The following is a 20,733-nucleotide window of genomic DNA, read 5'->3' as shown; positions in this document are numbered from 1 at the left end:
TTGTTTCATTTTATTTCCCTCGTATATTAGTAGCATTTAGGATGAGGAAAATCGTCCCGGTTTATAAGTTTGGACTGAGTTTTAAATGATCAAAGCGTCTAGAATGAATATATTCCTCCTTTGTACCCTGGTTTTCGGAATCGTTTTTCAGGGCGTCTATGCCCAAGGGAATGAGAATCGAGCAGGGCATCTACGGATCCTGGACTCGGACCAAACCCATTGGAAGCAGATCGATGATTTTTCAGTGGTCCTGGATTGGGGATTTTATCCAGAACCGATTGATCTTCGCTTTCGGATCGGCAATTTGCCAGAGGAATCCAAGACCGAATTTTTGATCTTTCCTTGGAGCCATTTGGATTCTGTTCAAGTATGCGATCTCAAGAACAACTGCCTGCAGGCTGGTTTTGCCCATCCGGTCAACGAATGGCTAGTCCCAGGTATATTCCCTGTTTTTCCGCTTAGAAAATTCTTGGAGAATAGTTCGGAGATCAATGTAAGGATCCAGTCTAGGAATTATATCTTCTCAGAGGTCCGCCTGGTGAGTGCGGAAGAACTATATTCCATTTCAACTGTATATTCAGGGATCGTATTCTCAATTCTTGCGCTTGTGATCGTTCAGATCGCGTATCTAATCAATTCCTATATTCGTCTTCGTTCCAAATGGATCTTGTATCAGATCTTATTCTCTTTTGGGATGGGGTTAACATTCCTATTCGTTTCGGGGATAGGATCTAGGTATGTTTTTCCTGGATTTGGGTTTCCACTTTCTTTAGGGAAGAAGATCCTAATCGGCTATCTCATCATTTCGGGTATCCTTTGGGTCTCGCATTTTCTCAAGATCAAACAGAATTTCAAACCGGTTTGGTACTTTTATAATACCGTATCGATTATCACTGCAATCATGATCGCCTTGAGTTTTACTCAGTTTCCGAGGCAGTTCGTTTCTCGCTCCTTTACCGTTTTTTACTTAGCAGTGACGATGACTGCGATCGTTCTCAGCCTCATTGCTACAAAACAAAAGACGATCCAAACTCGTTGGTTCGTAGCCAGTATGTTCTCCTTGCTCCTGATAGAGATATTAAATATCATTTCCTATCGAGCTTTCTTCTCATTCGATGGCAAAAGTTTCTTATTCTTTATAGCGTTCTTCGTTCCAATAAATATATTTTTAACTAGCCGCTCCGTCCGGACTAGAATTCGAGAATTGGAACATGAGGTTTTTTTAAGAAGGGAAGAACTTAGGAACTTCCAAACCGACAAGACAGCTTCCGATCTATCTACAAAGAAAAAATCCACCATTCTAGGTATCAATGTAGAAGTTACCCTGGCTCGATTGAATAAACTTCTGGATGAGGACAAGATCTATTTGGAGGAAGAATTGAGGATCAGCGATCTCGCGGCGGTTTTGGGATTATCTGTGCATCAGGTTTCCGAACTTTTGAACCAAGTCTTGAATATTTCTTTTCCGGATCTGCTTAAGAAGTATAGGATAGAAGAGGCGAAACGAATTATCTTAAACGATCCTTCTACAAATATATTGGATCTTGCATTTTCGGTGGGTTTCCAATCCAAATCATCTTTCTATGATTCTTTTAAAAAACATACAGGATTGACCCCCCAAGAATTCAGAAAATCGATTTTACCAGACTCTTCTGAAGAAGGATCTACATAGATTGTTTTTTCACCAATGGCCAAAACCAAACTTCCATGAAAGATTGGCTGGATTTGGATAGAAGTTTTAGAACTTGGGATCTCAATTTTAGTTTATGTTTCTCTAAAATTATTCTTAGAAATGCCTTCCTAAAAAGGCATTTCGTATTCTAACAAATTTCTACTGGCAGGAAGCAGATTGAGGAGTACTTGCAACTACAGTATTGTAATGAAGTGAATAGTTCCCAGTGATGGACTGTGTTCCTTCTTTACCTGCATTTTCTCCTATGATCCATGTATCCGATTTTGGAATACCACTCGCTGCATAAGCTGCGATATCAGTAGTCGCATTTCCATAAGCGCGGATAATATCCAAGCCAACGGTATTACGCAAATAGTTGATATAATCCGTTTTGTAACCCTGAACATTCGCACCTAAATAATCGGAACTAGGATGGTAATGCCAAGATTTCATTCCTTTGTTAGGAAACCATTCGCGAGTATCTTTGGTATTCCAATAAGGACGACCGGTCAAATAAACGACCTGATAACCTTTATTACGATATGCATTCACAGTTTCCGGAGCGTAATAATATGCGTCGGCAATTTTGATACCTGCATAATCTGCAAGGGCTTCGAAATCATTTGTGGTCAAGGTTCCGTCCACATCGAATAAAACGGTTTGGCGACCTGGATCAGCCACAGTCAAATAACCGTCCGCACTAGAAAGATCACCTTCTACCACCATGCGAACTATATAATCGCCAGTTGCACGGACTCCCAAGTTTGCAGTAATCTTGCCATCACCGTTCGTCGTGTAACGTCCCACGTAGGTCCAGCCGCTCATTGCTGTTCCGTAGATATAAACGTGAATGTATTCACCTTCCAAATCCTTGTGAAATACCGCATCATAATCGAATTTACCAACCATAGTCGCGTTCGAACCTGATTTTACGATCGTATCATAAACCATATGATAAGGCACATAAAGACCGGCTAAAATTGTATTCCCGAAATTACGGAAATTTCTTTTGGTAGGTTTCGAAAAACTGGGAGGGTTAGAAGGAGTAGTGTAGTCCGGACAATCCGCCCAAAGGCCAACTGAGAACGCACTTAAGCACAAGGCTAACAAAAAGAATCGCATAGGGATCTCCAAATATTTTTTTCATCTGTAAGTTCGTTCGAAATAATTTTTGTAAACTGATTACAAAAATTTTCCAAACAGCGGCGAATATATTGGAGCTGCACATGCAGAGCAAGAAGAAACTAAAAATACGAGTGTGACAACATGTAGAAATACAAAATACTAATGAATGAACGTAGAGGATACATCCGTTATAAATAACTTATATATAATTCATATATAAGAAACTTCTAAAGAATAAAGAACAGTCCATGATTTTAGTTCGAAGGCAAACTGTTAGGCGCTCTACTTTATTCACTTAAATTCATATCTATAACTTCCGCCGAAGTAAGCTCTCGCTCCGTGATACGCCGAACAAGACACCTCTTCGACCTCTATCCTATTTTGTGAATATTGGAATTCCAACAAGCAGCAGTCCGGATCTTCTGCTTTACAACCTTCTGTAGAAGCCCAGTTCCATTTACCTTCTTTAACTGGAGTCCAGTTTCCACTTACTTCTCCCAGATGAGCAATAGGACCTCTGACAACCTCAAAGGAAAATTGGATGTTCTTACTCGATTTATCTCGGAATAGTCTTAAACTTCCCCCGAAACCATCCGTATAGGAGCCAAGTCCTTCTTTAGATGCAGTGCCGAATTTCCAAACATGATTTAAATATTTTGTTCTTTCTGCAGTAGTCTCTGTTTTGCAGGCGATCGTTTCGATACCCGATTCATCCGAAGAATACATCGGACCTTCACAAATTCCATCCCTGTATCCGATCCAAAGAACTTGTAGTTTTTTTAAATCTTCTTTCTCAGAATCAGAGAGAGCTTCTCTTATCTTTTTATAAGTCACATTCAATTCTTTGTCTGCGGCTTGGTATTCTTTGGAATAACATTTTTTCTGATCGTTTTTACTTTTGATCTTGGAGCAAGGATCCGCCGGTTCGGATGTTTTTGGGAAAAGGGAAAACGCAAGTAGGAGCAGGAACGCTGAGGAAAGTTGAAGGCGCATGAAGGGATTTTATTATCTAAGGGTGAAAGACAATGATTTTTCGAGATTTGTCTTTTGAGCCAATTATATTCGTTTAAAAGAGAAATATAATGGATCTTGGTTGACACGATATTCGAGGAAGAATTATTTTGCGCCATTACAGTTGATTTGAGCGCAACGCTCTTAGGGGAATTTACATGCCGATCTTGCGTAAACGAGGCACAATGGATACGAAGAAATTCGTAAAACGTCTTATGGCATACGGCTCTAAAAAATACGGCCTACTTTATGATCGTTGGGTACTCTTCGGCATAAGAGGTATCGATTTTAAGGATGGCATTGTAAAGACGAATAACGATAACATCAACGAATACAATGATGCTCTCTTTTTGATACGGACCGTGAATAAATCTTTGGAATTTAAAATATACGCCTGCACGATAGATCCGGGCCGTTATTGGTTGAATCAGCCAATGAATCCAGCTGGAACAGCGCGGATTGTGGAAGGAATTTATAAATATAAGTTAGGTATGCATCGAGGGCATAAGGCTTTGAACCAATATGCGCAAGTCACTGTTAATAGATATGTTCCTCATCAAAATGGTAAACCATGGTTTAAGTGGAAGGATGAATCTATCTCTGTGACTCAGGCCGGTTTTTTTGCGATCGATATCCATGCCAAAAGTAGCACTTCCAAATTTGTAGAAATGGCTAGTGCAGGTTGCACTGTTTTGAACTCAACTTGGACTGATGCACCCTGGTCGGAATTTTTTAGAACCATAGAACAGGCAATTTTAGCTCATTCTCAACCTTACTTGTGTTACTGCGTTTTAGATCAAAACACTGCCGTTACTATTTTATCCTAAAAACGTAATTTCAATCACGACGCCCGTATAAAACCGCCTCGAAAGTTTTACTCTGTTGTCTATTCGGATAACAGAGTGTGTCCTTTTTCTTTCCAAGCTCTGCACAATTGTCCAATTTATAGAAAATTATAGGATTAGTTGGAACCTTTTTTTACTTGTTTGCCTCTAAGCTTCCATTAAATGTCGTTAATTTATCAAACGTCTTTATAATACCTCAAATTGGATAATTTAGTTTAATTTTGCAAAAATGAAATTTTAAATTGCAATTACTTGTCTTTTTTTTGGAGATTGTGTCTTTGATGAATTGCTTCTGTATATTATTAACAAGGGTTTTTAAGTATAAATGATCCCCGGTGCCGTTGTAGAAGCTGTTTTTCAGAGAATTCAATCCGATACCTCGGTAATTTTGCTCAGATTTGACGAAGAGCAAAGTGCTTATCCGCTTGGGGTGTATCGATCAATATCTTGTTTGGTGGAATCGGTTTATCGAAATATTCAGACTAGCGCGGAGAAGGTTGGAGATCCTACAGTAGTAGTTAGAACCAGGTTTGAAAAATACCAGGATACGTATTCATTCAATTTTTTTGATACTCAGAGTCTCGAGAATGCAAGAACCGCTGCTATGAACGTATTTCATTGGTTCGGTTCTCCTGATAATCGTTCTTTTTGTGAAGAACATTCTATTGTTCCACGCTTTGTGGCTACTAACGTTCAAGACAAAAGTGTTTTTGAAAATTCTGCCTGGCTCTATCAGGTTGGCTTCGATATTCGATTCGATTATACGTTTGAATATACGGAAGAAATAGAGAAAATTTCGAAAATCCAAATCACCGAAGAATTCGGCAGTCATAATGAAAATCTAGAGGTAGAGGTTTAGCAAATGGCATTTATTAATGATATCATAATAGATATCACTCGGGGAACCCAAGGGTTAACGCAAAAATCGTTTCGACCGCTGATCTTGAAAGCAGGGGATAGTTCCGCTACTGCTTTGGAGAAGCATATAGCATCCGATTTAACTGATCTAACATCGGCAGGTTTTACTTCTTCCGATGACGTGTATAAAATGGCTGCCGCAATGTTTGCCCAGTCTCCTAAGCCGGAAGATATCATGATCGTAGTATCGCCGGACACGATTGCCGATGCTTTGGACGAACTACGTGAATCGGATGATAATTTTTATGCAGTCTGTATCACTTCGAGAACCAAGACGGATCTGAATGCGGCAGGCACTTGGGCGAATGCAAATAAGAAATTTTTCTTCGGATGCTCATCGGATATAACTTCGCTTGATTCTAGGAATGTAGATAGAGAAGCTTATCTCATTCATAATAATGCTCCCGGCGATTTTCCTGAATGTGCTTGGGTTGGACAGAATATCCCGAAACAACCTGGATCAACCACATTTAAGTGGAAACGTTTAAACGGCCAAAATGCTTCCAGCTTCACCAAAACCGAACTGACTACAATTCGTACGAGCAAAGGGCAAGCTTTACAAGAAATGGCCGGAGCGACTTATGTGAATGAAGGAACAACCACTTCCGGGGAATTTATCGATGTGATCGTCGGACAGGATTGGGTCGAAGATCAACTTCAAACGGATCTACTTTCTTTATTTTTGAATAATGAGAAGATAGCATTGGATGATTCCGGTATTGCTCAAGTGGAAGGAGTGGTGCGTAACGTTCTGAAGAGGGCAGGAGACGCAGGGATCGTTGCAAGAGCGTCTTCAGAAGATGATCTGAAATTATCGGATGATAAAGTCTATATGAGCCAAGTCTTTGTTCCAAGAAGAGCGGATCTTTCTGTAAACGACAGAGCTAATAGGGAATTGAAAGGAGTTCGATTCGTTTATTATCTCGCCGGAGCGATCCATAAAGTAAATGTTAACGGCTTAATTACGGTTTAAGGAAATATTATAATGGCTGATAAATTTTTAGGAACATACGATCCGAACCAGGTTACTCTTTCCGTTTCCGGAAGATTAGTTTCAGGATTTTTTGACGGTACATTCATTTCCGTTAAGCGGTCCGATAATGAAGTTTATAAAACTCATGTAGGCGCAAGGGGAGAAGTTTCCAGAACAAAGAATAATAATACTTCCGGGCAGATCACTTTCACTTTGAAGGGAACTTCTCCGGATAACGCGTTTTTGGATCTGGTAAAAAACCTACCGAACACTTTCCCTGTAATGGTAAAGAATAATTCGGATGGGAAATTCGTGGCGGTTGCAAGTCAGGCTTGGGTCTCTACCGATCCCGATAAGGAATTCGGTGTGGAAGAAAGCGGAGTCGAATGGGTTTTAACCTGCGCGGATTTAAATAAAGCACATTTAAGCTGATCGATATTGAAATTCGCTTTCCGGAACTTCTAAGTGAATACGGAAGCGAAGAACATTTAAAAAAATAAACAAAGGAATCATAATATGTCTTACCAAGAAACGATACAAGTCGGCGGAAAAGAATACGTTCTCCAACATCCAGGATCGAAAGAATGGATTAAATTGAAATCTAAGATGTTCAAGATCGCCGATGGGAATATGGATCTTTCTGTGGTATTAGAATACTGCTTCGATCATGTAGTCTTTCCTGGAAAAGGCGCTACAAAATTATCGATTGATGGACCTTTGGGACAGGATGGCAAAGCCATAATATTACAGCAGGCTGAATTAAAATCTTGGATCCGGGAACTAGAGGAGGTATGGGAAATCATTCTTCCCCGATTTCTTAGAGGGGAGTTGGAGCCCGGATTTTCCTGGCCAGAAAATGGAGCAAGAAACGGTAAAGCGTCTCTTGCAAATCAATCGTCTTGAGGAAATTCGACTAAAACAGGAACTCGACGAAGAAATCGCGATCTGGAGACCGGTTGTAAACGGCATTCTAACTTATTCGGAAGCTTGCGAAATGCATCCAAGAGATTTAGCAAAAGCGAATATACTCGTAGATAGAATGATCAAAGAGCAGAAACAGGCAGCAAACAAATCAGGCGGAAAATAATTCATGAACGAAGATTGGATAAAAGAAATGCAGAAGCTTGCGAAGCAATTTGAAAAACTCCAAGCTTCCTTCGGAAAAGATCTAACGAAGGCCTTTAAATCCGCTTCTGCCGAATTAAAATCTTGGGGTAAAAGTTTAAATAGTTTCTACAAAAATTCTTTCAATCAATTGAATTCCTGGGGGAAAAACGCAGTATCATGGATGAAGAAGATCGGAAGTTCTCTTTCCGCTTCTTTTAAATCGAGTACGGAACTTTTTAAAAAGAATTTTTCGAAGATTGCCGATGCGAGCAGATCGAAATGGGCAAAACTTGGGAGTGTTACGAAAGGTTTACCGGGAGGTATTCCTTCACAATTCATAGATCTAGACGCAGCTAGGGCGTTGGAAAAACAAAGAATGGAGCTGAAGAGGCTGACCGGTGCTCAGGGATACCAAGCTCTTGCAGAAACGATCGCCAACGTAAAAAAAGAAACCAACGGATTTGCTTCTGAGAGCGAATTATTAACTGCTTCGAAAGATGCACTTCAATACGGACATTCTCTCGATTTCGTAAAACAGTCGATGGACAGTTTTCAAAAACTTTCCAAGATCTCTGGTGAAACAACTTCTTCTTTGTTCGAAGAAGCTCAAAAGTTTATCGAAACAGGAGATGTTGGTCTTCTTAAGAATAATGCTGCTCTTTCCGCATATATCGATCAGGCAAAGGCAATCGGGAACGGGGACGATCTAAATTCCCAGACCAAACGAAGAGAATTGCTTTCAAAAGTTTTGGAAAAGAATGTGCAGATACAGGAAGAATACAATCGATATGCGTACTCAAATGTAGGAGCTCAAGAGCAATTAGCTACTACAATCAGCAACTTGACGGCAGCTTTCGGAGACTTACTTCTCCCAATTCTCACTCCTTTTGTTAAATTATTCGCTACTATATTAGGTTATTTTGTTAATTTCTTGGACTATGTAAAACAGTCTGTGGTTTTGACACGCATGTTCCAAGGGATCTTGCTCATACTGGTCGGAACATTCTCTTGGTGGTGGTTAGCTATTAGTGCAATTATTCTCGTGATCGCAGATCTATATGCGTGGATCACCGGAGGTGAATCTGTCCTTGGTCAATTCTTCGGACCCTTTGAGAAATTTAAGGAAAATGCTGCAAAATGGTTTGGGGCCGGGATCGATTGGATTAAAAATGCATTCAATTCCTTATTAAATTTCGCTAATACTTACGGAAAATATCTGATCATGGCTATTTTCCCCATTTCGATTTTATATTTCTATTTCGACCAAATCAAAAAAGCGATTATCGGTTTAGTGAATTCCATCACAACCGCGTTTTCTTCCATCAATTGGAAGGATTTAATACCCGATTGGGTTTTAACCGCTGCAAAATCACTTTCTAGTATTGTAGGTGGAAGCTCCGCTCAAACAGGTAGCGGAGGAATGTTGGGTAGTCTAAGTGGAGCTAGAGCTTCGGGTGGAGTTGTTTCCGCAGGAAAATCTTACCTAGTTGGAGAGAGAGGACCGGAACTATTCACACCTGGAAGTTCCGGGAAAATTATGCCGAATGGAGCGGGAGGGGGCTCCGTTGTAGTTCAAAGTGTTGTCGGAACTCTAACAGTTAATGTCTCCGGCTCTAATGAGGCAGGGACAGAAATAAAAGAAGCCGTTATGCGTGCTTTGGATGAACTGTCCGAAGATATTTTACCAGCAAAATTGGGATTAGCGATTACCTAATATGCCTGCAATTGTTCAAAGAGCCAAGAGTTTATTTTACGGGGAAAGAACCCAAACATATCTGAAGGGTGATGGAACCGATCTTATATTTGATTCAACTATTTCTATTTCCAAGGATCGTAGCGCTAATGCCACAAGCCATGCGGTAGAAAAAGGATCGGATATAACCGATCATGTTACCGACGAGCCGATCGGAATTTCCTTAACAGCAATCATTTCCGATTCCGACTGGGATCCATTAGATCCATTATCGTTTATAAACAAAAAAGTTAAGGAACGATTATCGCTTCTATACGATTGGATGGACAAGAAGGTAATTATCGCCTTTTATTCCTACGACGAAATAATAGAAAGTCTAATCATTGAATCAGTTTCAGAAGAGCAAGCAGTCGACCTAGGCGACGGACGTAAGTTAAGCCTAAGGTTGAAAAAAATAGTAATAGCCGAACCAAGAAAAGTAGAAGTCACCCTGAAATCTCCGGTCCCAAAAACAGGTGCTGCTGCCACGGCTACAAAACAAGTTTCTGGAAATGCAGGTGCAAGCAAAAGTATCTGCAGTGGATTATAAGTATGATCGATCTAGAATATTTGCCTATTTCTTCGAGTGAAATCCCCATTGAGAAGGATTTTACAATAGGGGAGACTTATTCTTTCCGTTTCTTGTATAATGAAAGATTTGATTTTTATACATGTACGATCTTGGATTCGGATGCGAATATCCTATTTACGACTAAGATTTGTTATGCGAGAGAGCTTATCGATGCGCAGATCGAAAATTTAGGCATTAGCCGCTTGATCATTCCATTGAATCCACAGGAGATCGAGCAGAATCGTGTGCTCCAAGGCCAGATCGTAAATCAGAAAATGTTTGGGAATGATATCCTTTTGATCCTTGGAAGGTCTGTGGAAGAATGAGCACTCTTTTTAATCGAGTCGCAAAAGTGAATATCGGAGGAAGAGAATTCTCTTATCCTCCATTTTCTATAGAGTTCACTCAGGAACAGAAAATTGGGAATCTGCAATCGGCTACTTTAAAATTATATAATCCTTCTCCGGAAACGATACGTGTATTCGAAGCTAAGAAAAAAGGATCCGGAAAAATATTCCCAAAAGTGACGGTAAGTGCCGGATATAAAGAAGATTCAGGCACTGTAGTGTTGGGAGAAGCGATCAATTATTCAGTTTCCCAGAACGGAGTAGAAAGAGTTTTAGAGGTTAAGATCTCAGACTCTACTACTAAGTGGAGTACTGCAATCGTTAATAAGAGTTATAAGAAATCCTCTGCCATTTCCGTGATTAAGGATGCCTGTAAAAGTATAGGCATAGATCCGGGAGAGATCGAGTTAGGGGAGAATAAGACGTACGATTCAATTACGGTTCGTGGGTTTAGCGATTCCATTCGCAAGATCGCTGCTGATACAAAATCGGAATTTTATTTTCGTAACGGTTTATTAACTCTCCAACCTAAAAATTCAAAAAAGAAACAGGTTACATTACTAAATTCATTCTCCGGCCTTTTGGAAAAGCCTGAAAAAACCGCAAAGGGATATAAGATCAAGACTTTGTTTCTTTATTCTCTTTGTGTCGGTATGATCGTTAAGATTGAATCTAAGGACGTGAATCTGACGGCGAAGATCGTAAAAGGTACGAAAAATTTTTCAACCTTTGGCGACGCTAATTGTGAGTTCGAGGTGATACCAGCATGAGTTTCGCAGAATTACTGGATAGATATACGGATAAAAAAGGAAGAGGAATGCAGCTTGGTATGGTTTGCCAAGTGGAATCTTTCGATGCGGACACAATGAGAGCGGATGTACTCCCTTTAGTAAGAGAGAAGAATGAATTGGACGAAGTTTCCAATTTCCCTGTGATCCCTGGAATTCCAGTACAATATGTGCAAATAGGACAAGAATGTTATATTAAACCTTTCTATCAAAGAGGCGATTTAGTTTGGGTCGGCTTTTCTACATTCGATATTTCTAATAGTTTAGCAGGGAGCGGAAGGAAACAGGAAGTCAGACCGGACTCTAAAATTTTTGGATTAGAGAATGCCTGTTTGATCGGTCGTATTGCCCAGCAAGGATGGACCGAGCCACAGAATATGATCAAGTTCGAAGATGGAAAATTGACTTTGAAGGTTGGCTCAACCGAACTATCAATCGGATCTGATGGAATTGAAGTAACCGGAGATATGGAATCTAACGGAAAAATATCCGGCGATGTGATTGTTGAAACAGGTAATTCAACTTCAGCAGACGGAGGAGTTTCGATCGGAGAAATTAAATCTAAATTTAATGGCCACACACATTTGGCTCCGGCGGGAACTGCGGCCGCCCAAACCGGTGGCCCTTCGACCGGAAACTTATCATAAGGAATTTATTATTATATTATGAAAACATTAAAGATTGAGAACAACGATTTAGTTTACACTAAAAGCCAAGGGGCGAATGATTTAGCCCCGAATCGAGGACGGCTAGTTATGCTCGAAGGAATTGACGCTCTTCGTCAGATTCTAGGAAATCGGCTTAAAATGTTTTTAGGAGAATGGTATCTGGCCCCGAATGAAGGAGTTGATTGGCTTAATTTAGTAGACCATAAAATATTCTTTCGTCCCGGGTTTCTTGCCGAGATCAGACAAGCAATTTTAAAAGAGCCGGCAGTGACTAATATTCTTTCCTTAGATGCTGATTTTGATCCTAAAGCGAGGAAAGTTACGATCCAATTCAAAGTCGAAAGTAAATTCGGAACTCTTTCGAATTCGGTCTCAGGAGAAGTGTAATGGCTTTTGGAGTTACTCCTCAGGGATTTATTCGCAAATCATATGCAGATATTCTCCAATCCTTGGAAGATAGAGCCAAGTTGGAAGAGAACTTTGGACCGGAGATTGATCTCTCTCCTTACGGAGAGTTAGGGATTATTCTTCAGAACGTAGCAAGAGAATTTGACGAAGTCTGGCAAGGGTTAGAAGAAACATATTATTCAAAATTTATAAACCAAGCCGAAGGAGTTCAGTTAGATCGGATCGTTGCTCAAGGAGGACTTTCCAGGATCCCGGCAAGGAAATCTACTGTTACTTTGAAAGTTCTTGGAGATTTAAGCGCAGAAGTTTCATCCGGTTTTATTGTACAAACTCCTACCGGAATTCAGTTCGAAGTGATTGAGCCGGGACTGATTACCAATGCCGCGGGAACAGATTTTTCTTTCCGTAGCATAGAGACAGGCGGAAAAACCGTAGTCGCCGCCGGAACCATTACGGAAATCGTAACTCAACTGCCTGGCATCAATTCTATTACAAATCCTGCTCCTTCCACAGGTGGAGGACCTATAGAATCCGATGCAGAATTAAGGCAAAGATACAAAGATCGAGGAGCATCCGGCGGATCTTCTTTACCTGCTATTCGAGAAACTATCTTGGGCGTTAGCGGTGTTTCTTCCGTTTTTGTTTATGAAAATGTAAAGAGTACTATAGATGAAGGAAGGCCGCCACATTCGATAGAGATCGTGGTGGTTGGAACTCCACCGCTGATTTCCGGAGGAGATCCTGAAGATCTCTATAGACAGAGTATAGCGGAAGCCATTTTTAATTCTAAACCAGCCGGAATAGAAACCTTTGCTGTTGAAGGACCGAATAAAAGAACGAAATCGGTAACGGATGCAAATGGACAAGCTCATACGATGAATTGGGCTGTTCCAAGTTCTAAAAATGTTTATATTGCCGTTAAGATAACTAAAAACTCGGAATGGGTTGCAACTAACGCGGATATCGTTCGCACTAGAGCCATTCAACTTGTAGGTGGGGTCGATACGATTGGCGGTCAATCTATTGAGTATCCTGGGCTTGATCTCGGAGCTGATGTGATGGCGTGGCAGATCGTCGCAAACTTTGATGGGATCAAAGGGATCGATGACGTAATAGTTTATTTATCTTTCAATACTTTCGGGACCATCCCTCCAGATCCGACTTGGGTATCCAAATTGGCGATCGGTCCTTCCGAATACGCACAGACCTTCACATCCAATATTACCGTTTACTATACACCATGAGCGCAATAGAATTACTCAAGAAATTTCCAGAATCCATTTTGAACCGAGATGAAAATTCTTGGTTAGGAAAGCTTTGGAAAATTGTCTCTGCAGAATTCGATGAAATAGAAATCCAATTACAGGCTATCAAGGACCTGGAACACATATATTTAGCGTCCGGAGTAAATTTGGATCAACTAGGCTCTTTGGTAAATGAAACTAGAGAACCTGGATACGATGACGATATCTATCGTTTATTCATACTGATCGCAATTAGCAAACGTTTGGCGAAAGGAACTCTTCCTGAAATTATTGAAATAGGGAAGAACGTTGCCGGTCTCGAAACCGGAGCAGTATTTATTCCTAAAGAATTTTACTTAGATTCAGAGTTATTTTTAGACGATCAAGGAGTGCTGGATGGAAACGATCCACTTGATCCGGATGAAAAACGTCCTGCATCCTTCGTAATCGAAATAGAAGGAGAAGTAGATTATCTTAAGGTACCTACATTACTTGCAAAAGCGGTGGATTTGATCCGACCTGCAGGTGTTTATGCAAAGACTAAAATACGATTTGTCTTTTTAGATTCAAGAGAAGGTGCCAGAACGAAAAGAACGAAAACTTTGGACGGAACAGGTCTTTTCGACGGCTTAACGTATTGGACCCCGCAAGCAAATTATATCATCGACGAGGCAGCTATCGGGAGTGGAGGAAATGTAATTCCTCCTCCTTCTTCCGGACAACTTGAACACGAATTAGTTCGTAAACCTGTGCGTATTCACCAATTGCCAGATGGCACGAGAGAATATACGATCAATATAGGTTTTACCGAAGAAAACGGAGAGAATATCAATGAGATAGTGTTCCTATCCGACGATACTCCGATCTTTAAGGATACTTTTCCAAACAAGCCAAAGAACTCTACTTTAATCTACGATTTCAAATTGAGGGAGGTTCCACTTTAATGACTCTTCCAAATCCATCTCCGAATACGAATTTCAATCGAAACACGCATAACGATGGCCTTTTATTCGGCTCTGAATTTGAACGATTGTATGCAAACGATAACGCTCTGCAAGCTCAAGTAACTGATTTGCAGAATGAACTATCACCTACTTCATTTATTTCTAATACTCCTAATTGGTCCAATCCACCTACGAACTTAGCTCCTTCTGTGAAAGCAGCCTACTTAAAAGTGAAGCGAGTTTTGAACACGTTTTCAGGATGGATGTTAGATAATTGGGTGAATAGAAGTAGCGCAGCAGATAATTCTTGGATGTCTGTTTGTTGGTCTCCCGAATTAGGAATTTTTGCTGCAGTTGGCATATCAGGCGCGGGAAACCGAGCTATGACCAGTCCGGATGGTGTTACGTGGACAATACGCTCCACTCCGGCAGACAATAATTGGCAATCAATCTGTTGGTCTTCCGGGCTAGGAATATTCGTCGCGGTTGCAAGTTCGGGAACTTCTAATCAAGTAATGACTAGTTCTGATGGGATCACTTGGACTATTCGTACTACTCCTATCGGTTCCTTTTCATGGTATTCTGTCTGTTGGTCTCTTGAGCTCGGTATTTTTGTGGCAGTAGGAATGCAAGGTCGTGCCATGTTTTCTACTGACGGGGTTAATTGGAATTTGGGTTCAAATGTTGTGAATGGGGATTGGCGAGTAGTTTGTTGGTCTCCTCAATTGGGCCTTTTTGTAGCTCTTCCCTCAGCATCGTCCGCAAACATTACTATGATCTCCTTTGATGGGCTTAATTGGGTACAAGGAGTTTGTCCTGACGCATCTCCACGTTCTATCTGTTGGTCTCCGGAATTGGGAATTTTTGTAGTAGTTTCCGCATTTAATGATAATGCAGTGATGACATCGTCTGATGGGATCACTTGGACGGTTCGTCCAAATGCTATAAACAACTCCTGGTCTTCTGTTTGTTGGTCTTCCGAATTAGGATTATTCGTAAGTGTTTCTGAGGCGGCTTCCTACGTTGTGATGACTTCTCCGGATGGGATCAATTGGACATTAAGATCTAGCCCTGTTCTTGCGTGGAGATCTGTTAGTTGGTCTCCTCAATTGGGAATTTTTACTGTAGTAGGTTCTACTGGTACAGGAAACCGAGTTATGACAACTCGAAACGGGATCGGAAGATGACGATCCCAAATAATAATCCTAATACAATATTTACTCGAACTTCCCCAGATGATGGTCTACTATTCGGAACGGAGTTTTCTAGACTATATGCAAACGATAATGAGCTGCAAAACCAGGTTAATTTTTTAGAAACCCAGTTTGATCCTCAATCACAACTTTCTAATGCACCTAATTGGTCTTCTCCTTCTACTTCGATTGCTCCTTCTGCAAAGGCGTTGGCTTTAAGAGCAAAAAGTCTTTTTCCCTTGAAAAGGTTTTCAGGTTGGTTTGCAGATTTTTGGACGTTAAGAGTTACTCCGGCAGCCGATGTTTGGACTTCAGTGTGTTGGTCTCCTGAATTGCACTTGTTTGTCGCAGTCGGAGTGACTAATTCTAGTAATCAAGTAATGACCTCTCCTGATGGAATTAATTGGACTGCTCGACCGATATCAGGAGATAACGTTTGGCCTTCAGTTTGCTGGTCCTCTCAACTGGGTTTATTCGTAGCTGTGAGCAATAGTGGAACCAATCGAGTAATGACCTCTCCTGATGGAATTACCTGGACTTCTCGAGTTAGTCCAAGTAATGCGTGGACTTCCATTTGCTGGTCTCCTCAGTTGAGTCTATTTGTTGCTGTGGGTGGAAGTGGAACAAATTCAATAATGACTTCTCCTGACGGCATTAACTGGACCTCTCGAGTGAGTCCCACAAGTCTATGGGTTGGCACTTGTTGGTCTCCTCAGTTGAGTCTATTTGTAGCAGTAGGTGATGGTGGAGCAAACGGAGTAATTACCTCGCCTGACGGCATTAACTGGACTAGTCGTACCGGCACTCCTGCAAATAACTGGCGCTCCATTTGTTGGTCTCCTCAGTTAAATTTGTTTGTAGCAGTGTCTTTTAATGGAACAGGCAATCGTGTCATGACTTCTCCTGATGGAACGAATTGGACTGCCAGATTGAGTGCAGCAGATAATCTATGGACTTCCATTTGCTGGTCTCCGGAATTGTATCTGTTCGTTGCGGTAGCAAAAACTGGGACAGGCAATCGTGTCATGACTTCTCCTGATGGAACGAATTGGACTATAAGATCGGTTCCTTCAGATAGTGGATGGGAGTGTGTTTGCTGGGTACCTGAATTAGGTTTTTTTGCTGCGGTTGCATCGGGAGGCAGTATGCGTGTCATGACTTCCGGTTCTGGTCTAGATGCCGGATATTTAGGATAAATATTCTAAGATAATAATACATTAGGAAATTATAAACTATCATGGCAATACCTCAGATTTCTCCAAATACTATTTTTAATAGATTCACTCCAAGTGATGGGTTTCTTTTCGGAATAGAATATGCCCGCTTGTATGCGAATGACCGCGCTTTGCAGGATCAGTTAACGGCACTCAATCCTCAAACGTACGTGACAGATGCTCCGAATTGGAATGCTCCTTTGGAAATAAATCTTGCTCCTTCACAAAGAGCGGTTGATTCTTTGATCCAATCTTTGGTGCCAACGTTTCTTAAGAATATGGCAGCATGGTTCGCTGATTTTTGGGTAACACGTACTAACCCTGTAGACAATAATTGGACCTCGATCTGTTGGTCCCCACAATTGAATCTTTTTGTTGCAGTGGCAAGCGGCGCTGGTACTGGAAATCGTGTAATGACGTCTCCGGATGGAGTTACCTGGACAAATCGAACAAGTATTCCAGATAATACTTGGACATCAGTATGCTGGTCTCCACAATTAAATCTTTTTGTAGCGGTAGCGAATGCAGGAACGAACCGAGTAATGACCTCTCCAGATGGAGTTGCCTGGACGAGTCGAGCGATAACATTTACTGTTGCTTGGACATCCGTATGTTGGTCTCCACAGTTAAGCTTATTTGTCGCGGTTGGTAACAGTGGATCAAACGCAAACAAAATAATGACATCAGCAAATGGAACAAGTTGGACTATCCGAACAGTTACACTTACTAGTCTGAACTATACTTCAGTCTGTTGGTCTCCTGAGTTAGGTATTTTTGTGGCAGTTGGCGGGACCGGAGCAATTGACCATTCGATGACTTCCACTGATGGGATTTCATGGCTTCAAAGATTAATAAGCAATACCGATCTAGTTTGGAGTTCAGTTTGTTGGTCCCCGGAACTTGGCATTTTTGTATCTGTGGCAAATATTGGAACTGGAACTCGAGTCATAACATCCCCTGATGCGATTACTTGGACGCCCCGCACAAGCGCAGCTGATAATGCCTGGACCTCCATCTGTTGGTCTCCATTGCTAAAACTTTTTATCGCCGTTGCTAGTTCGGGAACTGGAAACCGGGTCATGTCTTCCTCGGATGGAATTCATTGGACAGTTCGCACAAGCGCCGCAGATAACAGTTGGACTTCCGTTTGTTGGTCTCCTGAGTTGGGCACGTTTGTCGCGGTTGCCAACACCGGAACAGGAAATCGAGTCATGACGACTCGGACAGGTTTAGGAAAAGGACACACTTCCTGATATATTAGAATAAAGTTATTTTTTGAAGATAGGAAATTTATTATATGCCAACACCATTTAATACACCGGAAACCACTTTCGATCGGTTTACTCCAAATGATGGAAATCTTCTGGGTTCCGAGTTCGGCCGTTTGTATACCAACGATAATACTTTGCAGAGTGAAATTGATGAGATCAATGCGCCGGAATTTGATAATGGGAACTCTGGAGCCTCTAAAACGATCAATTTTTCTTTAGGATATGCTCATAGATTGGTTTTAGATTCTTCGAATTGCACTTTGACCTTTTCCGGACCAAAATCAGGTAAAGTATATTCTATTTTCTTGATACAGGATCCGACTGGTGGAAGAGCGGTGACTTGGCCTTCTTCCGTTGTATGGCCAGGGGGTGTTGCACCGATCTTGAGTTCCGGTGCGAATAAGGCAGATCTAATGATTTTCTATTATTCCGGATCCAAATATTACGGAAGTTATTCTCAGAATTATGTTACTACATAGAGCACTTTTTGCGGGAGCGGTTTCCGTTACTCCTGCTTTAGATGTGGTGAATGGCGGCTGGAGAGTAGCAACCGCTAAGGTATTCTCTAGTATTGCGACCGGATATAAAGTTTTTATGAAGGTCGGTTCTCCTGTATCTTTACTGGACTATGATGAAGTTCAAGAGATCTCCGGAGATGGACAGCGACACGTATTATTTGATACTCCTATTGAAGGACAAACATATTACTTTATTGCAGTTGCCTTACAAGATTCGGAAACTTCTTTGCCTTCGATAATCAAACCTTTCACAGAAAATGAAACAGTCTTATTTTCGAAATCTTCTATCGGTGTTTTTAACTTCTTGGTTCCTCAAGACATATATGTATTAAACTGTAATATAGTTGGTGGAGCCGGTGGTCCCGGCGGAGGCGGAGGCGGTGGCGCTAACGACTTCTTTAGCGGCACCGGAGGAGCTGGAGGTAATGGCGGTGTTAAAGGAGAAGATACAATTTTCGGATCTAATACTGCCTCAGGCGGAAGTGGCGGTGGAGGGGGCGGCGGAGGTGCAAGCTATCGGCCAGTTCTACCACCTGTGTTGCCTGGACAACCTGGAACTTCTGGTATGAATAGTACTGCCTTCCCTGGTGGGATTGGAGGCGCGGGTGGCAATGAGAGTGGATCTGCCCAATCCGGCGGTAGCGGTGGTTTGAATGCAGAAGGCTCCTGGCCTGAGCAACCAAATTGGGGGAGGAGAAATACATTCGTTCCTGTCGGTGGTGCAGGAAGAAATTCTTCTCCTCCTGGGGCCGGAGGTGGCTTGGGAGGTTCAGGAGAATATTTGAATATTCCAAATTTCCAAGTTACTCCTGGCACAAATATTTCCGGAATCGTAGGAAATCGAGGTGTTGGAGGTGCAGGCGGAGCGGGTGGTTCTACTACATCCGGACAATACGGAGGTAATGGTCAGACAGCGACTGGGAGTAATTTAGGAAATCCTGGCGGGATCCAAATCAAAGGCTGATGGATCATTTCTAATACGAGATACTATCAAATTTGATGTCTAAAATTATTTAGTTTATTATATTTCAATATATTAGATTTACTGAATATATTTTTTGCAATCTCAGTGATTGATATTCCTAATTTTTTAACCTTAGGTGACTCGAATATGTAAATTCCTGATATGGATTATATACCATTTAGGAGACATTTACATGCCAATCCCAAACACAAATAAGAAGGTAACCTGGAGTAGGAGTACGCCGAACGACGGCCTACTCTTCGACCAGGAATATACTTCACTCTATGCGAACGATCTTTCCTTACAATCTCAAGTGGAGAATTTACAATCGCAAATTGATTCTTTGAACATTCTGCTTTCGCAGACGAATATACCTTTAGGTGCGATCATTGAATTCGATTTCCCTAATATTCCCTCGCTTTTTATGGTCGCGAACGGCCAAGCAATTTCGAGGACGGCATATTCTTCTCTCTGGAACCTTGTTCATCGGACGGTAATCAGCATTGTTCCGGGAACGGATCGTATCCAATCCACTTCTCATGGACTTAGCGCGGGGCAATTGGTGAAGTTCTCATTCACCGGAGGTGGGATCACGTCAAATGTTCCTTACTTTGTGATAAATCCGACTGCCAACGATTTTCAGATCTCTTTGACTAAAGGAGGAGCTGCGATTGATCTAACTGCAACCCAAACCGGAGTTCTGCTTACCCATATCCAATACGGATTTGGGGACGGTTCTACTACATACAATGTTCCGGACCGAAGAGGGATTTTTGCCAGAGGTGCAGGACAACATTTCAGCAGAGCGAAAGCTGCCGGAGGAAATTATGATGGAGGCGGGATTGGGCAAGAGATCCAGGATAGATTCCAAAGCCATAGGCACTCGGTCACCGGAATATCCGCCGATTTGATCCACCCGGATGGGTACTCAGGCGCCGGAACTTCTCAAATTGGGCAAAATGTAATTTACGTATTAGATCCGATTTCGGACGGACCGAGCGGGGCCCCTAGGATCGGAACTGAGACTTCTCCTGCTTCTACAGCTGTACAATATGTGGTGCGTGTAATTTAAGAGAATTAAGACCGAAGTAGATCTTTCCATTCCGAATATTTTAAGCTTCCAAATATCTGATTAGAATATCTACTCCGGTCTATAGAATTTTTTCCAAAAACATTCAACCAAATGGTTGACTCTACATTCTCCTTCTGATATACATTTA

General features: G+C 41.5%; 23 protein-coding genes. 21 read left to right on the top strand and 2 right to left on the bottom strand.

The window, feature by feature from the left end:
• Positions 1–103: 103 nt before the first annotated feature.
• Positions 104–1,672 (top strand): helix-turn-helix domain-containing protein, encoded by a 1,569-nt coding sequence (locus LPTSP_RS07835; RefSeq protein WP_245915511.1) that lies wholly within the window; start codon positions 104–106, stop codon positions 1,670–1,672.
• Between the two features lie 159 nt (positions 1,673–1,831).
• Here the strand turns inward: LPTSP_RS07835 and LPTSP_RS07830 are convergent, their stop codons facing one another.
• Complete coding sequence (locus LPTSP_RS07830) at positions 1,832–2,794, bottom strand: lipin/Ned1/Smp2 family protein (RefSeq protein ID WP_108928267.1); 963 nt, start codon at positions 2,792–2,794, stop codon at positions 1,832–1,834.
• 294 nt (positions 2,795–3,088) lie between these two features.
• A complete protein-coding gene (locus tag LPTSP_RS07825; RefSeq protein ID WP_108928266.1) occupies positions 3,089–3,790 on the bottom strand; it encodes a lysozyme inhibitor LprI family protein in 702 nt (233 codons plus the stop codon).
• Between the two features lie 203 nt (positions 3,791–3,993).
• On the opposite strand from LPTSP_RS07825, the gene LPTSP_RS07820 reads away from it, so the two are divergent.
• The 20 genes from LPTSP_RS07820 to LPTSP_RS07720 all read left to right on the top strand — a co-directional run bounded on the left by LPTSP_RS07820 (position 3,994) and on the right by LPTSP_RS07720 (position 20,585).
• A complete protein-coding gene (locus tag LPTSP_RS07820) occupies positions 3,994–4,635 on the top strand; it encodes a hypothetical protein (protein ID WP_135354750.1) in 642 nt (213 codons plus the stop codon).
• A gap of 343 nt (positions 4,636–4,978) precedes the next feature.
• On the top strand, positions 4,979–5,512 hold the full coding sequence (locus LPTSP_RS07815) for a phage neck terminator protein (protein ID WP_108928264.1): 534 nt from the start codon (positions 4,979–4,981) through the stop codon (positions 5,510–5,512).
• 3 nt (positions 5,513–5,515) lie between these two features.
• Positions 5,516–6,544, top strand: a complete 1,029-nt coding sequence (locus tag LPTSP_RS07810) for a DUF3383 family protein (protein WP_108928263.1) — start codon at positions 5,516–5,518, stop codon at positions 6,542–6,544.
• A 12-nt stretch (positions 6,545–6,556) separates the two neighbouring features.
• Positions 6,557–6,976: a phage structural protein gene (locus LPTSP_RS07805; protein ID WP_108928262.1), complete on the top strand. Its 420-nt coding sequence runs from the start codon at positions 6,557–6,559 to the stop codon at positions 6,974–6,976.
• An 84-nt stretch (positions 6,977–7,060) separates the two neighbouring features.
• A complete protein-coding gene (locus LPTSP_RS07800) occupies positions 7,061–7,447 on the top strand; it encodes a hypothetical protein (RefSeq protein ID WP_108928261.1) in 387 nt (128 codons plus the stop codon).
• Positions 7,428–7,631, top strand: a complete 204-nt coding sequence (locus tag LPTSP_RS07795; RefSeq protein ID WP_108928260.1) for a hypothetical protein — start codon at positions 7,428–7,430, stop codon at positions 7,629–7,631. The genes LPTSP_RS07800 and LPTSP_RS07795 overlap by 20 nt, the downstream gene beginning before the upstream one ends.
• Before the next feature lie 3 nt (positions 7,632–7,634).
• Positions 7,635–9,365 carry a phage tail tape measure protein gene (locus tag LPTSP_RS07790; RefSeq protein WP_108928259.1) on the top strand — a complete coding sequence of 577 codons (1,731 nt, stop codon included), beginning with the start codon at positions 7,635–7,637 and terminating at the stop codon, positions 9,363–9,365.
• A gap of 1 nt (position 9,366) precedes the next feature.
• On the top strand, positions 9,367–9,933 hold the full coding sequence (locus LPTSP_RS07785; protein ID WP_108928258.1) for a phage baseplate protein: 567 nt from the start codon (positions 9,367–9,369) through the stop codon (positions 9,931–9,933).
• A gap of 2 nt (positions 9,934–9,935) precedes the next feature.
• Positions 9,936–10,280 carry a phage baseplate plug family protein gene (locus LPTSP_RS07780; protein ID WP_245915510.1) on the top strand — a complete coding sequence of 115 codons (345 nt, stop codon included), beginning with the start codon at positions 9,936–9,938 and terminating at the stop codon, positions 10,278–10,280.
• Positions 10,277–11,071, top strand: coding sequence for a phage protein (locus tag LPTSP_RS07775; protein ID WP_108928257.1), 795 nt, complete (start codon positions 10,277–10,279; stop codon positions 11,069–11,071). Before LPTSP_RS07780 ends, LPTSP_RS07775 begins: the two co-directional genes overlap by 4 nt.
• Positions 11,068–11,736 carry a Gp138 family membrane-puncturing spike protein gene (locus LPTSP_RS07770; protein WP_167396422.1) on the top strand — a complete coding sequence of 223 codons (669 nt, stop codon included), beginning with the start codon at positions 11,068–11,070 and terminating at the stop codon, positions 11,734–11,736. Before LPTSP_RS07775 ends, LPTSP_RS07770 begins: the two co-directional genes overlap by 4 nt.
• An 18-nt stretch (positions 11,737–11,754) precedes the next feature.
• Complete coding sequence (locus LPTSP_RS07765; protein ID WP_108928256.1) at positions 11,755–12,144, top strand: contractile injection system sheath initiator; 390 nt, start codon at positions 11,755–11,757, stop codon at positions 12,142–12,144.
• Positions 12,144–13,409 (top strand): baseplate J/gp47 family protein, encoded by a 1,266-nt coding sequence (locus tag LPTSP_RS07760; protein WP_108928255.1) that lies wholly within the window; start codon positions 12,144–12,146, stop codon positions 13,407–13,409. Before LPTSP_RS07765 ends, LPTSP_RS07760 begins: the two co-directional genes overlap by 1 nt.
• Entirely contained in the window at positions 13,406–14,353 is a 948-nt protein-coding gene (locus tag LPTSP_RS07755) for a hypothetical protein (RefSeq protein WP_108928254.1), read from the top strand. Before LPTSP_RS07760 ends, LPTSP_RS07755 begins: the two co-directional genes overlap by 4 nt.
• The gene (locus tag LPTSP_RS07750; RefSeq protein ID WP_108928253.1) at positions 14,353–15,540 is read left to right on the top strand and encodes a hypothetical protein; all 1,188 of its coding nucleotides are present in this window, start codon (positions 14,353–14,355) and stop codon (positions 15,538–15,540) included. The genes LPTSP_RS07755 and LPTSP_RS07750 overlap by 1 nt, the downstream gene beginning before the upstream one ends.
• Complete coding sequence (locus LPTSP_RS07745; protein ID WP_108928252.1) at positions 15,537–16,742, top strand: beta propeller repeat protein; 1,206 nt, start codon at positions 15,537–15,539, stop codon at positions 16,740–16,742. Before LPTSP_RS07750 ends, LPTSP_RS07745 begins: the two co-directional genes overlap by 4 nt.
• 41 nt (positions 16,743–16,783) lie before the next feature.
• Positions 16,784–18,013 carry a beta propeller repeat protein gene (locus tag LPTSP_RS19040; protein ID WP_135354749.1) on the top strand — a complete coding sequence of 410 codons (1,230 nt, stop codon included), beginning with the start codon at positions 16,784–16,786 and terminating at the stop codon, positions 18,011–18,013.
• A 44-nt stretch (positions 18,014–18,057) separates the two neighbouring features.
• The gene (locus LPTSP_RS07730) at positions 18,058–18,510 is read left to right on the top strand and encodes a hypothetical protein (protein WP_108928249.1); all 453 of its coding nucleotides are present in this window, start codon (positions 18,058–18,060) and stop codon (positions 18,508–18,510) included.
• Positions 18,497–19,513 (top strand): hypothetical protein, encoded by a 1,017-nt coding sequence (locus LPTSP_RS07725; protein ID WP_108928248.1) that lies wholly within the window; start codon positions 18,497–18,499, stop codon positions 19,511–19,513. Before LPTSP_RS07730 ends, LPTSP_RS07725 begins: the two co-directional genes overlap by 14 nt.
• A gap of 193 nt (positions 19,514–19,706) precedes the next feature.
• A complete protein-coding gene (locus tag LPTSP_RS07720; RefSeq protein WP_108928247.1) occupies positions 19,707–20,585 on the top strand; it encodes a phage tail protein in 879 nt (292 codons plus the stop codon).
• Positions 20,586–20,733: the final 148 nt, after the last annotated feature.

Source organism: Leptospira johnsonii (assembly GCF_003112675.1).
GTDB classification, from domain to species: Bacteria; Spirochaetota; Leptospiria; order Leptospirales; family Leptospiraceae; genus Leptospira_B; species Leptospira_B johnsonii.
Note: the sequence above shows the minus strand (reverse complement) of the source record. Positions and strands in the feature narration are given on the sequence as shown.

Bases quoted from the DNA above. Each gene is read 5' to 3' on its own strand.
- LPTSP_RS07835 (WP_245915511.1), top strand. From the start codon at position 104: ATGAATATATTCCTCCTTTGTACCCTGGTTTTCGGAATCGTTTTTCAG.
- LPTSP_RS07830 (WP_108928267.1), bottom strand. From the start codon at position 2,794: ATGCGATTCTTTTTGTTAGCCTTGTGCTTAAGTGCGTTCTCAGTTGGC.
- LPTSP_RS07825 (WP_108928266.1), bottom strand. From the start codon at position 3,790: ATGCGCCTTCAACTTTCCTCAGCGTTCCTGCTCCTACTTGCGTTTTCC.
- LPTSP_RS07820 (WP_135354750.1), top strand. From the start codon at position 3,994: ATGGATACGAAGAAATTCGTAAAACGTCTTATGGCATACGGCTCTAAA.
- LPTSP_RS07815 (WP_108928264.1), top strand. From the start codon at position 4,979: ATGATCCCCGGTGCCGTTGTAGAAGCTGTTTTTCAGAGAATTCAATCC.
- LPTSP_RS07810 (WP_108928263.1), top strand. From the start codon at position 5,516: ATGGCATTTATTAATGATATCATAATAGATATCACTCGGGGAACCCAA.
- LPTSP_RS07805 (WP_108928262.1), top strand. From the start codon at position 6,557: ATGGCTGATAAATTTTTAGGAACATACGATCCGAACCAGGTTACTCTT.
- LPTSP_RS07800 (WP_108928261.1), top strand. From the start codon at position 7,061: ATGTCTTACCAAGAAACGATACAAGTCGGCGGAAAAGAATACGTTCTC.
- LPTSP_RS07790 (WP_108928259.1), top strand. From the start codon at position 7,635: ATGAACGAAGATTGGATAAAAGAAATGCAGAAGCTTGCGAAGCAATTT.
- LPTSP_RS07785 (WP_108928258.1), top strand. From the start codon at position 9,367: ATGCCTGCAATTGTTCAAAGAGCCAAGAGTTTATTTTACGGGGAAAGA.
- LPTSP_RS07780 (WP_245915510.1), top strand. From the start codon at position 9,936: ATGATCGATCTAGAATATTTGCCTATTTCTTCGAGTGAAATCCCCATT.
- LPTSP_RS07775 (WP_108928257.1), top strand. From the start codon at position 10,277: ATGAGCACTCTTTTTAATCGAGTCGCAAAAGTGAATATCGGAGGAAGA.
- LPTSP_RS07770 (WP_167396422.1), top strand. From the start codon at position 11,068: ATGAGTTTCGCAGAATTACTGGATAGATATACGGATAAAAAAGGAAGA.
- LPTSP_RS07765 (WP_108928256.1), top strand. From the start codon at position 11,755: ATGAAAACATTAAAGATTGAGAACAACGATTTAGTTTACACTAAAAGC.
- LPTSP_RS07760 (WP_108928255.1), top strand. From the start codon at position 12,144: ATGGCTTTTGGAGTTACTCCTCAGGGATTTATTCGCAAATCATATGCA.
- LPTSP_RS07755 (WP_108928254.1), top strand. From the start codon at position 13,406: ATGAGCGCAATAGAATTACTCAAGAAATTTCCAGAATCCATTTTGAAC.
- LPTSP_RS07750 (WP_108928253.1), top strand. From the start codon at position 14,353: ATGACTCTTCCAAATCCATCTCCGAATACGAATTTCAATCGAAACACG.
- LPTSP_RS07745 (WP_108928252.1), top strand. From the start codon at position 15,537: ATGACGATCCCAAATAATAATCCTAATACAATATTTACTCGAACTTCC.
- LPTSP_RS19040 (WP_135354749.1), top strand. From the start codon at position 16,784: ATGGCAATACCTCAGATTTCTCCAAATACTATTTTTAATAGATTCACT.
- LPTSP_RS07730 (WP_108928249.1), top strand. From the start codon at position 18,058: ATGCCAACACCATTTAATACACCGGAAACCACTTTCGATCGGTTTACT.
- LPTSP_RS07725 (WP_108928248.1), top strand. From the start codon at position 18,497: ATGTTACTACATAGAGCACTTTTTGCGGGAGCGGTTTCCGTTACTCCT.
- LPTSP_RS07720 (WP_108928247.1), top strand. From the start codon at position 19,707: ATGCCAATCCCAAACACAAATAAGAAGGTAACCTGGAGTAGGAGTACG.